This is a genomic window from Streptomyces sp. Q6, from assembly GCF_036967205.1.
GTDB lineage: Bacteria > Actinomycetota > Actinomycetes > Streptomycetales > Streptomycetaceae > Streptomyces > Streptomyces citrinus.
Map to the genome: position 1 here is coordinate 5,586,920 of NZ_CP146022.1, position 11,798 is coordinate 5,598,717.

The following is an 11,798-nucleotide window of genomic DNA, read 5'->3' on the forward strand; positions in this document are numbered from 1 at the left end:
GAACGGGCCGGCGCTGTCAGTGGTGCCGGTTAGCCTCGATGAGGTGACCACACGCCTCACCGATCCCGAGCAGCTCAAAGAGTTGCTGGGCATCCCGTTCACCCCGGAGCAGATGGCCTGCATCACCGCGCCGCCCGCCCCGCAGGTGATCGTGGCCGGAGCCGGTTCCGGCAAGACGACGGTGATGGCCGCCCGTGTCGTCTGGTTGGTCGGCACCGGGCAGGTCGCCCCCGAGCAGGTCCTCGGCCTCACGTTCACCAACAAGGCGGCCGGTGAGCTGGCCGAGCGCGTCCGCAAGGCCCTCATCAAGGCGGGCGTCACCGACCCTGACGTCATCGACCCGGACAACCCGCCGGGCGAGCCCGTGATCTCCACCTACCACGCTTTCGCGGGTCGCCTCCTGACCGACCACGGCCTGCGCATCGGCCTCGAACCCACGACGCGGCTGCTCGCCGACGCCACCCGCTTCCAGCTCGCCGCGCGAGTGCTGCGCGAGGCCCCCGGCCCGTACCCCGCGCTCACGCGCTCCTTCGCCGACCTGGTCAGCGACCTGCTCGCGCTCGACGCCGAGCTGGCGGAACACCTCGTCACCCCCGGCAGGCTGCGCGCGTACGACCACGACCTGCTCAGCACCCTCGAAGGCGTCAAGCTCAGCAACGCGGATCTGCGGAAGGTGCCCGAAGCGGTCGCCGCCCGCCTGGAGCTTGCCGAGCTGGTCGGCCACTACAGGGAGGCCAAGCGCGCGCGGGACGTCCTCGACTTCGGTGACCAGATCGCCCTGTCGGCCACGCTCGCCGACACACGGCCCGAGGTCGGCGAGATCCTGCGTGACGAGTTCCGCGTCGTCCTGCTCGACGAGTACCAGGACACCTCCGTGGCCCAGCGGATCCTGCTGGCGGGCCTGTTCGGCGGCGGCACCGGCCACGCGGTGACCGCCGTGGGCGACCCCTGCCAGGCGATCTACGGCTGGCGCGGTGCCTCCGTCGCCAACCTCGACGACTTCCCGCGCCACTTCGCGTACGCCGACGGGCGCCCGGCCACCCGCTTCTCGCTCAGCGAGAACCGGCGCAGCGGCGGCCGCCTCCTGGACCTCGCCAACGAACTGGCCGAGCCGCTGCGCGCCCTCCACGCCGGCGTGGAAGCCCTCAGGCCCGCCCCCGGAGCCGAGCGCGACGGCCTCGTGCGCTGCGCCCTCCTGCGCACGCACAGCGAGGAGATCGACTGGCTCGCCGACTCCCTCGCCCACCTCGTGGCCACCGGCACGGCACCCGGCGAGATCGCCGTGCTGTGCCGTACGGCGACGGACTTCGCGGAGATCCAGGGCGCGCTCGTCGCCCGCGACATCCCCGTCGAGGTGGTCGGACTCTCCGGGCTGCTGCACCTTCCCGAGGTCGCCGACCTGGTCTCCGTCTGCGAAGTACTCCAGGATCCGGGGGCCAACGCCGCCCTGGTCCGCCTCCTGACCGGGCCGCGCTGGCGGATCGGCGCCCGCGACCTCGCCCTCCTGGGCCGCAGGGCCCGCCTGCTCGTCTCCCACGCGCGCGGGGGCGACGAGGACGACCCGGACCGACGCCTGGCCCAGGCCGTCGAAGGCGTCGACCCGTCCGAAGTGATATCGCTCGCGGACGCGCTCGACACGTTCCTGGAGACCTCCATGGAGGGCGACGGGGACGACGACGGGCTGCCGTTCTCACCGGACGCGCGCGTGCGCTTCGCCCGGCTCGCCGCCGAACTGCGCGACCTGCGCCGCTCGCTCTCCGACCCCCTCATGGACGTCCTGCACCGCGTCCTGGCCGTCACCGGCCTGGAGGTCGAACTCTCGGCGTCCCCGCACGCGCTGGCGGCCCGGCGCCGCGAGACGCTGTCCAACTTCCTCGACGTCGCCGCGTCGTTCGCGGCCAACGACAGCTCCGCGACGCTCCTCGCCTTCCTCGGCTTCCTGCGCACCGCCGCCCAGTACGAGAAGGGCCTCGACAACGCGCTGCCGGGCGGCGAGAACACCGTGAAGGTGCTCACCGCCCACAAGTCCAAGGGCCTCGAGTGGGACGTCGTCGCCGTCCCCGGCCTCGTCAAGGGGACGTTCCCGAGCGCCCAGGGCCGTGAGAAGTGGACCGCGCAGGGCAAGGTCCTGCCGCACGAACTGCGCGGGGACACCGCGACGCTGCCCGACATCGAGACGTGGGACTCCAAGGGCATGAAGGCGTTCCACGCCGACATGAAGGACCACCAGCACACCGAGGAGCTGCGCCTCGGGTACGTCACGTTCACGCGGCCGCGCACCCTGCTGCTCGGCTCCGGCCACTGGTGGGGGCCCTCCCAGAAGAAGCCCCGCGGCCCCTCCGACTTCCTTCAGGCGCTGCACGACCACTGCGCCGCCGGGTACGGCGAGATCGAGGCATGGGCGGACGAGCCCGAGGAGGACGAGGAGAACCCCGCCCTCCAGGAGGGCTCCGCCGAGCACGCCTGGCCCCTGCCGCTCGACGAGGCGTCCCTGGCCCGCCGCCGTCGCGCCGCCGACACCGTCCTCGCCCACCTGGAGCGCGTCGGCGACCCCGCGCGGCCGCGCGCCCACACGGAGGCCCACCCGGCCGCCCACGACGAGCCGCCCTTCGAGGACCCCGACTGGCCGCCCCCGCCGGACGACGACGAGCCGGCCTACGAGGAGTTCGCGGCCGACGCCGTCGACGCCTCCGGGGATCCCGACGACTGGGACAGCCTGTCGGCCGAGCGGCCCACCGTCCCGCACCCCACGCCCCGGCCGGACGCGTCCGCGCCGCACGCGCGCGTGCCCGAGTTCCCCGCGACGCCCCCGCCGTCCCGCACCCCGCCCCGGAGCCCGAGCTGACCCCGGAGGAAGTCCGCACCCTCGCCTCCTGGGACCGCGACCTCGACGCCCTCGCCGGTGAGCTGCTGCGCGCCCGCGCCGCCGTACGGGACGTGCCCGTGCCGCATTCGCTCACGGCGTCGCAGCTCCTGCGCATGGCCGCCGACCCCGACGGCTTCGCCCGGGAACTGGCCCGCCCCATGCCACGCCCACCGCAGCCCGCAGCGCGCCAGGGCACCCGATTCCACGCCTGGGTCGAGTCGCGCTACGAAGAGCTGCGGCTGCCCATGCACGACCCGGAGGAGCTGCCCGGCAGCGACGCCGAGATCGCCGACGCGCGTGACCTGGAAGTGCTCAAGGAGGCCTTCGAACGCACGGAGTACGCCGACCGCACCCCCTACAGGGTCGAGCTCCCCTTCCAGCTCGCCCTCGCGGACCGCGTCGTCCGCGGCCGCATCGACGCCGTCTACAAGGAAGGCGACGGCGACGAGGCCACGTACGAGATCGTCGACTGGAAGACCGGCCACATGAAGACCGCCGACCCCCTCCAACTGGCCGTCTACCGGCTCGCCTGGGCCGAGCTCCAGGGCGTGCCCCTGGAGTCGGTGGGCGCCGCCTTCTTGTACGTACGCACCGGGGAGACGGTCCGCCCGCGGCGGCTGCCCGGGCGGGCGGAGCTGGAGCGGCTGCTCATGGAGGAGCCGCAGGCCCTCGTGGGGGCCGCTGAGGAGCCGCCGGACGACCACACCCTGGTGGGAGACTAGGCTCGTGACCATGAGCAAGCCCGTTGACAGCGCCGTCAGCACCGTCCGTGCGTACGTCGAGAACCACCGTGAAGCCTTCCTCGACGACCTCGCCGCGTGGCTGCGGATCCCCTCCGTGTCCGCCCAGCCCGCCCACGCACCGGACGTGCGGCGCAGCGCCGACTGGCTCGCCGAGAAGCTGGCCGCGACCGGCTTCCCGACCACCGAGGTCTGGGAGACACCCGGCGCCCCCGCCGTCTTCGCCGAGTGGCCCTCCGGCGACCCGCACGCCCCCACGATCCTCGTCTACGGACACCACGACGTGCAGCCCGCCGCCCGCGAGGACGGCTGGGACACCGACCCCTTCGAGCCCGTCGTCGTCGGCAACCGCCTCTACGCGCGCGGTGCGGCCGACGACAAGGGACAGGTGTTCTTCCACACACTCGGCGTCCGAGCCCACCTCGCCGCCACCGGACGCACCGCCCCCGCGGTCAACCTCAAGCTGCTGATCGAGGGCGAGGAGGAGTCCGGCTCCCCGCACTTCCGCGACCTGGTGGAGGCCCGCAAGGAGCGGCTCACCGCCGACGCCGTGATCGTCTCCGACACCGGCATGTGGGCCGAGGACACCCCCACGGTGTGCACCGGCATGCGCGGCCTCGCCGACTGCGAGATCGAGCTGCGCGGACCCGACCAGGACATCCACTCCGGTTCGTTCGGCGGCGCCGTGCCGAACCCGGCGACCGCGGCCGCCCGGCTGGTCGCCGCCCTGCACGACGAGCACGCGCGCGTGGCCGTCCCCGGCTTCTACGACGGCATCGTGGAACTCACCGACCGGGAGCGCGAGCTCTTCGCCGAGCTGCCCTTCGACGAGGCGCAGTGGCTGCGTACGGCCAAGTCCCACGCCACCCACGGAGAGGCCGGCCTGACCACTCTGGAGCGGATCTGGGCCCGCCCCACCGCCGAGGTCAACGGCATCGGAGGCGGCTACCAGGGCCCCGGCGGCAAGACGATCGTGCCGTCGTCCGCGATGCTGAAGCTCTCCTTCCGGCTGGTCGCGGGGCAGGACCCCGACCACGTGGAGAAGGCCGTCACCGCCTGGGTCGCCGAGCAGCTGCCCGCCGGGATCAGCCACACCATCACGTTCGGCGCCGCCACCCGCCCCTGCCTCACCCCGCTCGACCACCCCGCCCTCCAGTCCGTCGTACGCGCCATGGGGCAGGCCTTCGAGCAGAAGATCCGCTTCACGCGCGAGGGCGGCTCGGGACCCGCGGCCGACCTTCAGGACGTCCTCGAAGCCCCTGTCCTCTTCCTGGGCATCTCCGTCCCCTCGGACGGCTGGCACGCCCCGAACGAGAAGGTCGAACTCGACCTCCTCATGAAGGGCGTCGAAACCACCGCCTACTTGTGGGGCGATCTCGCGGAGAGCTGGGCGGATGCACACTGAACGAGGCGCCCCGCAGCCGTCCCGCCGTACGTCCTGCTGAACCGCACGCCGAGCCACCCATTTTTTCACCGGGGGAGTTGGAAGTACCTGTGACCACCTGGACCGACCGCACCACGGACCTCGCCGGAGGTCGACCGCTCACGCTTGCCGCGCCGAGCGGCATCGACCGTGCCGCGCACCACCGCGTCGACGAGCCCTGGCTCGCCGCCGCGTGGAGCCACCCCACGACCCGGGTCTTCGTGGTCTCCGGCGGTCAGGTGCTCATCGACGAGACACCGGACGGCGCGACGGAACTGGTCATGACGCCGGCCTTCGAAGCGCCCCTCACCGAGGCCCACCGCTACTTCCTGGGCACCGACGAGGACGGCGTGAGCTACTTCGCCCTCCAGAAGGACACGCTGCCCGGGCGCATGGACCAGTCCGCGCGCCCGGCGGGCCTGCGCGAGGCGGGACTGCTTCTCTCGCCGCGGGACGCCGGCCTCATGGCACACGCCGTCGCGCTGGAGAACTGGCAGCGGCTGCATCGCTTCTGCTCCCGCTGCGGCGAGCGCACCGTCATCGCCGCCGCGGGCCACATCCGCCGCTGCCAGGCCTGCGGGGCCGAGCACTACCCGCGCACCGACCCGGCCGTGATCATGGCCGTCACGGACGAGCAGGACCGCATCCTGCTGGGCCGCCAGGTGCACTGGCCCGAGGGCCGCTTCTCGACGCTCGCGGGCTTCGTCGAGCCCGGCGAGTCCATCGAGCAGTCGGTGCGCCGCGAGGTCTTCGAGGAGGCGGGCGTCCACGTCGGAGACGTCGAGTACGTCGCCAGCCAGCCCTGGCCGTTCCCGTCCAGCCTGATGCTCGGCTTCATGGCGCACGCCACGTCCACGGAGATCAACGTGGACGGTGACGAGATTCACGAGGCGCGCTGGTTCTCCCGCGAAGACCTGCGGGCCGCCTTCGAGACCGGGGAGGTCATGCCTCCCTACGGAATCTCGATTGCGGCCCGCTTGATCGAGCTCTGGTACGGCAAGCCCCTGCCGAAGCCCAACGACGCCCTGTGAGCGTCACCCCCTAGGCGTCTCAGACGCCGATCTTCTGCTTGACCTGGGCGAGCGACGGGTTCGTGAGCGTCGAGCCGTCGTCGAAGAGGACGGTGGGGACCGTCTGGTTCCCCCCGTTCGCCTTCTCGACGAACGCGGCGGACTCCGGGTCGTGCTCGATGTTGATCTCGGTGTACCCGATGCCCTCGCGGTCCATCTGCTTCTTGAGCCGCTGGCAGTAGCCGCACCACGTGGTGCTGTACATCGTCACAGTGCCCGCCATGTTTCTCGCGCTCCTTTGTGGCTGGGGATGCGTGTTCGCAGTGAGTCGAACGTACGCGACGCGCCGACCATTCCCGCACGTCGGGCGCATTAGTACGACGAACACCGGCCGCCTGTGGACAACGCGACGCACCCGCCCCCACAGACCTGGCAGCATGGCGGGGTGACAGCAGCAACGCACTCCACCCTGTTCCCGCAGGTCCCGGATTCGGCCGACGCGGTGCTCGACGGGCTCGACCCCGAGCAGCGCGCCGTGGCGACGGCCCTGCACGGTCCGGTGTGCGTGCTCGCGGGCGCGGGCACCGGCAAGACGCGCGCGATCACCCACCGCATCGCGTTCGGCGTCCGGGCCGGGATCCTCCAGCCGGGCACCGTGCTCGCCGTCACGTTCACCAACCGCGCCGCGGGTGAGATGCGCGGCCGGCTGCGCCAGCTCGGCGCCGGGGGAGTGCAGGCCCGCACCTTCCACTCGGCGGCGCTGCGCCAGCTCCAGTTCTTCTGGCCCAAGGCGGTCGGCGGCGAGCTGCCGCGACTCGTCGACCGCAAGATCCAGCTCGTCGCCGACGCCGCGGCGGCCTGCCGGCTCCGCCTCGACCGAGGTGAGCTGCGCGACGTGACCGCCGAGATCGAGTGGTCCAAGGTCACCCAGACCGTCCCTGCGGACTACGCGGCGGCGGCCCACAAGGCAGGCCGCGAATCGCCCCGCCACCCGGCCGAGATCGCTCAGATCTACGCCAACTACGAGTCGCTGAAGAGGGACCGCACGGTCATCGACTTCGAGGACGTCCTGCTCCTGACGGTCGGCATCCTCCAGGACCGCCAGGACATCGCCGAGCAGATCCGCGCCCAGTACCAGCACTTCGTGGTCGACGAGTACCAGGACGTCAGCCCCCTCCAGCAGCGTCTGCTCGACCTGTGGCTCGGCGAGCGCGACAGCCTCTGCGTCGTCGGCGACGCCAGCCAGACGATCTACTCCTTCACCGGTGCCACCCCCGACCACCTGCTCAACTTCCGCACCCGCCACCCCGGCGCCACCGTCGTCAAACTCGTCCGTGACTACCGCTCGTCGCCCCAGGTCGTGCGCCTGGCCAACGGAATCCTGTCCCGGGCGAGCGGCCGCGCGGCCGAGCACCGCCTGGAGCTGATCTCCCAGCGCGAGGCAGGCCCCGAGCCGGTCTACATCGAGTACGCCGACGAGCCCAGCGAGGCGGAGGGCGCGGCCCGCCGCATCCGCGAGCTGATCGCCGGCGGGGTCTCCGCCGGCGAGATCGCCGTCCTGTTCCGGACGAACGGCCAGTCGGAGATCTACGAGCAGGCCCTCGCCGACGCCGGTGTGCCCTACCAGCTGCGCGGCGCCGAGCGCTTCTTCGAGCGGGCCGAGGTCCGCAAGGCCGGCCACGCCCTGCGCGCGGCGGCCCGCTTCGGGGGCAACGACGCGGACCTCGACGAGGCCGTGGACCTGCCCTCCCAGGTGAGAGCCGTCCTCTCCGGCGAGGGCTGGACGAGCGAGCCGCCCGCGGGCTCCGGAGCGGTCCGTGAGCGCTGGGAGTCCCTCGCGGCCCTCGCCCGGCTCGCGGAGGACTTCGCCCGCGCCCACCCGGACGCTACCCTCGCCGACTTCGTGGCGGAGCTCGACGAGCGGGCCGCCGCGCAGCACGCCCCCACCGTGGAAGGCGTCACACTCGCGTCGCTGCACGCGGCCAAGGGCCTGGAGTGGGACGCCGTGTTCCTGGTCGGCCTCGCCGAGGGCATGATGCCGATCACGTACGCCAAGACCGACGAGCAGATCGAGGAGGAGCGCCGTCTCCTCTACGTGGGCGTGACCCGGGCCAGACGCCACCTCGGCCTCTCGTGGGCCCTGTCCCGCTCGCCCGGTGGTCGGCCGAACCGGCGCCCCAGCCGCTTCCTGGACGGGCTGCGCCCCGGCTCCACCGGCGTGGCCGGGCGGAGCGCCGGTGTCGGGCAGGGCGGCGTCGAGCACGGGACCCGGCAGCAGGCGCGCGAGCCACTGGGCACCGCCGCACGCCGCCGCACCGACAGGAAGGTCGCGCGCTGCCGGGTGTGCGGGCGCACGCTGGAGGCGGCCGAGATGAAGCTGATGCGCTGCGAGGACTGTCCGTCGGACATGGACGAGGGCCTGTACGAGCGGCTGATCGAGTGGCGGGCCCGCACGGCGGTCGATCTCGGCCAACCGGCGTTCTGCGTCTTCACCGACAAGACCTTGATCGCCATCGCCGAGGCCGCGCCCGAGGACGAGCGGGAGCTGTCCCACATCCCGGGCGTCGGTCGACGGAAGTTTCGGACCTTCGGATCCGACGTGCTGGCCATCTGCGCAGGTCAAACGGTGGGCGATGAGCCCGCGGTGGAGGCGCACGACGACTGATTCAAACTCGTCGAAAAAATAGTTTGCGCATGCCCCAGCAACCCCCATAGGTTCTTAAGCACGAAAGCAGCGGTCTTCTCGAAGGCCCTGGTTCCGTGATGTACTTGAAAGCCGTCGGACCGGTTCACCGGTCCCCTAGACGCCGAGAGGAGGCGAATCCAGTGATCAGCATCAAGGCCAGCTCCATCAGCACCGTCAAAATGACCGATCGCTCGGTCGTCGCTTCCTGCCTGCTCGGCTTCTCGAACCTGGGCACCGGTCTGTCTGGCGTCAGCGCCATGCGTCCGGAGTCCGGCCTGTCTCTCGCGGGTCTTCCCATTCGCGAGGGCAATGAGCGACCGACCAAGGCACCGGAAGCAGTAGCGACGGCACAGGCTCAGGCCTATGCCTTTGCCGCGGCCGGTGCCGGATTCCGGAAGCAGACGACGCAGCACCACCACACGATGTGGGCCTTCCGTGGGCCTGAACCCTGGAGTGATCCAGCCTGATCGACGATCAGGCCGGCGCCTTCAGGGCCGCGGAACCCCACCCGGGATCCGCGGCCCTTCTGTTTTTCCCGGAAGAGCCAGCGATCTTCCGAGGAGCCGGCACGAAGGGGCCTCGGGACAAGAAAAGAACCCGGTACCACCGCCACCCGGCCCACCGGCCGGAATGACCAGACGAGGAAGAAAACACCGTGCAACTCGAAGCGCACGCCCCGTCCGTACCGCCTTCAGACCCTCTGCCCCCGCCCGTGTCCACGGAGGACTCCACCTTGAACCCGCTGACTGCGCTCACCGCGCTCGACGACGCCATCGAGAACCTCGGCGTGCCCGTCCCCTGCCGTGCCTACGACCCCGAGGTCTTCTTCGCGGAGTCGCCGGCGGATGTCGAGTACGCCAAGTCCCTCTGCCGTACCTGTCCGCTGGTCGAGGCCTGCCTCGCCGGTGCCAAGGAGCGGCGTGAGCCGTGGGGCGTCTGGGGTGGCGAGCTGTTCGTCCAGGGAGTTGTCGTTGCCCGCAAGCGGCCGCGTGGTCGCCCGCGCAAGAACCCGGTTGCGGCATGAACACCCCAGGAACGATCGACCGCCCTCTGACGCACGACCCCAAGAAGCAGGCCCCGATGAAGCCGTCCACGAGCGAGCCCGCCGGCTCCGCGATCCCAGACTTCACCCCCACCGGCGCGAACGAATCGCGTCAGAACAGGACCCGTCAGATGCAACTCATCCCAGAAGCGCTGGCTCGTGCGCATATGCACGAACAGCTGCGTGAGGCCGAGAGCGAACGCAGGGCCGTGCGCCTCGTCGTCGCTCGCCGGATGCAGCGGCGCGCCGAGCGCGCGTCCCTGCGCGCCCGACGCGCGCTGGCCATGGCCGTCATGCAGTAACAGAGCCACCGAGAACAGATTCACCGAACGACACAGCACAGCGTCGCTGCCGACCGCCGCAGTGAGCGGCTGTCCCCGCGGGGGCCGGTCCTTCCCGGACCGGCCCCCGCGGTGCGTGGTGAGCGGCGATCACCGGCACGCGGAGTTATCGTCGCCGGGTGACGTCTCTTCCTGGCGGGGACTGTGACCAGCAGCCCGAACCCTCGGCCATCGTCTGCGCCCGCTGCGGTGCGAGCGCCCCAGGACTGCCGCTGACCTGGACGTGCTCCAGAGAGGCTGGTGTCAGCCGCTACTTCTGCGACACCTGCGCCCGGGAGAACATCAGGGCCATCGAGGGACGGCTCGACTCCGACTGGTGGTGATCAGCCCTCGGCGGCCCGCTCGGCCTCCTCCTCCTCGTCGAACTCCGGCACGAACCCCGGTACCCACGCCTCGAGTTCGTCCCTGAGCCTGACCGTGGCTCCGAGCTGGCAGAGCACCCCGATCGTGCTGAGCGTCACCCGGTGGATCAGCAGGTAGGCGGGCGGCAGGTTGAGCTGCTTCCCGAGCTGGTGCGCGGGCGAGCGGGGGTCGGCGATCCGTGCCGCCTGGTTGCGCATCCAGGAGCGGGTGAACGTGAAGGACTCGACCTCGGCCGGCTCGATGATCGGCAGCAGATAGTCGAGCACCGCGCCCGGTTCGAGCTCGATCGACTCCTTGACGAAGCCCTCCTCGCGCAGCAGCTCGTAGACGCCGACCGCGTCACCGGCAAGCGTCATGCGCAGCGAGGCGCCGATCGGTGTGGGCAGTCCGCCCGGGAGGCGGTCCACCGTCCCGAAGTCCAGGACGCCGAGCCGCCAGCCGCCCTCCTCGTCCGGCAGCAGCCGGAAGTTGCCCGGATGCGGATCGGCGTGCAGCAGGCCGGTGCGCGCCGGACCCGAGAACAGGAAGCGCGCCAGCAACTGGCCCGCGCGATCGCGCTGTTCCTCCGTGCCGTCGTTGATGATCTCCGCGAGGGGCGTCCCGTCGATCCACTCGGTGACCAGGACCTGGTCGCACTGGTGCACCACCTGCGGCACCACGACGTCCGGATCGTCCGCGAACTCCTCGGCGTGGGCACGCTGGGCCTGGGCCTCCAGCGCGTAGTCCAACTCCTCCGACACCCGGTCGCGCAGCTCGGCGATGAGCGGCTTGATGTCCATCCCCGGAATGAGCGGGCCCAACAGGCGTGCGAAACGGCTCAGTTGAGTGAGGTCCGAGAGCAGGGCCTCGCCCGCGCCCGGGTATTGCACCTTCACCGCGACTTCGCGCCCGTCGTGCCACACGGCCCGGTGCACCTGCCCGATGGACGCGGCCGCCGACGGCTTGTCCTCGAACTCCTCGAACAGCTCCCGCCATTGCTCGCCGAGCCGCTCCGCCAGGACCGCGTGCACGGTGCGGGTGGGCATCGGAGGCGCCGCCTCCTGAAGCTTGGTCAGAGCGGCCCGGTAGGGACCCGCGACCTCCTCCGGCAGCGCCGACTCGAAGACGGACAGGGCCTGCCCGAACTTCATCGCTCCGCCCTTGAGTTCACCCAGGACCTTGAACAGCTGCTCCGCCGTGCGCTGCTGGAGCTCGCGGCCGACGATCTCGGCGGACTTGCCGCCGATGCGCTTGCCGATGCCCCAGGTGGCACGGCCGGCGAAGCCGATTGGCAGCGCGGCCAACTTGGCGGTCCGGGTAACCGCCTTCCGGGGAAGATCAGACATAC

The 11,798-nt window shown here is 71.5% G+C and carries 11 protein-coding genes; 9 read left to right on the top strand and 2 right to left on the bottom strand.

The features are described from left to right. Positions 1-43: 43 nt before the first annotated feature. The 4 genes from V2W30_RS26090 to nudC all read left to right on the top strand — a co-directional run bounded on the left by V2W30_RS26090 (position 44) and on the right by nudC (position 6,060). Positions 44-2,845, top strand: coding sequence for an ATP-dependent helicase (locus V2W30_RS26090; RefSeq protein WP_425244598.1), 2,802 nt, complete (start codon positions 44-46; stop codon positions 2,843-2,845). Positions 2,846-2,943: 98 nt separating this feature from the next. Continuing rightward, on the top strand, positions 2,944-3,588 hold the full coding sequence (locus tag V2W30_RS41650) for a PD-(D/E)XK nuclease family protein (RefSeq protein WP_425244599.1): 645 nt from the start codon (positions 2,944-2,946) through the stop codon (positions 3,586-3,588). A gap of 10 nt (positions 3,589-3,598) precedes the next feature. After that, positions 3,599-5,011, top strand: a complete 1,413-nt coding sequence (locus tag V2W30_RS26095; RefSeq protein ID WP_338700239.1) for a dipeptidase — start codon at positions 3,599-3,601, stop codon at positions 5,009-5,011. Between the two features lie 89 nt (positions 5,012-5,100). Next, positions 5,101-6,060 carry an NAD(+) diphosphatase gene (gene nudC / locus V2W30_RS26100; protein WP_338700241.1) on the top strand — a complete coding sequence of 320 codons (960 nt, stop codon included), beginning with the start codon at positions 5,101-5,103 and terminating at the stop codon, positions 6,058-6,060. A gap of 19 nt (positions 6,061-6,079) precedes the next feature. Here nudC and V2W30_RS26105 read toward each other — a convergent pair whose 3' ends face one another. After that, positions 6,080-6,322 (bottom strand): mycoredoxin, encoded by a 243-nt coding sequence (locus tag V2W30_RS26105; RefSeq protein ID WP_338700243.1) that lies wholly within the window; start codon positions 6,320-6,322, stop codon positions 6,080-6,082. A gap of 162 nt (positions 6,323-6,484) precedes the next feature. Here V2W30_RS26105 and V2W30_RS26110 point away from each other — a divergent pair, with 162 nt between their 5' ends. The 5 genes from V2W30_RS26110 (at position 6,485) to V2W30_RS26130 (ending at position 10,431) form a co-directional block, all read left to right on the top strand. Further along, a complete protein-coding gene (locus V2W30_RS26110) occupies positions 6,485-8,704 on the top strand; it encodes an ATP-dependent DNA helicase UvrD2 (RefSeq protein ID WP_338700245.1) in 2,220 nt (739 codons plus the stop codon). Between the two features lie 161 nt (positions 8,705-8,865). Then, complete coding sequence (locus V2W30_RS26115) at positions 8,866-9,192, top strand: hypothetical protein (RefSeq protein ID WP_338700247.1); 327 nt, start codon at positions 8,866-8,868, stop codon at positions 9,190-9,192. A gap of 188 nt (positions 9,193-9,380) precedes the next feature. Beyond that, complete coding sequence (locus V2W30_RS26120; RefSeq protein ID WP_338700248.1) at positions 9,381-9,749, top strand: WhiB family transcriptional regulator; 369 nt, start codon at positions 9,381-9,383, stop codon at positions 9,747-9,749. Next, positions 9,746-10,069, top strand: a complete 324-nt coding sequence (locus V2W30_RS26125; protein WP_338700249.1) for a hypothetical protein — start codon at positions 9,746-9,748, stop codon at positions 10,067-10,069. The genes V2W30_RS26120 and V2W30_RS26125 overlap by 4 nt, the downstream gene beginning before the upstream one ends. 158 nt (positions 10,070-10,227) lie before the next feature. Then, positions 10,228-10,431: a hypothetical protein gene (locus tag V2W30_RS26130; protein WP_338700250.1), complete on the top strand. Its 204-nt coding sequence runs from the start codon at positions 10,228-10,230 to the stop codon at positions 10,429-10,431. On the opposite strand, the gene V2W30_RS26135 is transcribed toward V2W30_RS26130, so the two are convergent. After that, entirely contained in the window at positions 10,432-11,796 is a 1,365-nt protein-coding gene (locus V2W30_RS26135; RefSeq protein WP_338700251.1) for an AarF/ABC1/UbiB kinase family protein, read from the bottom strand. Between the last annotated feature and the right edge of the window lie 2 nt (positions 11,797-11,798).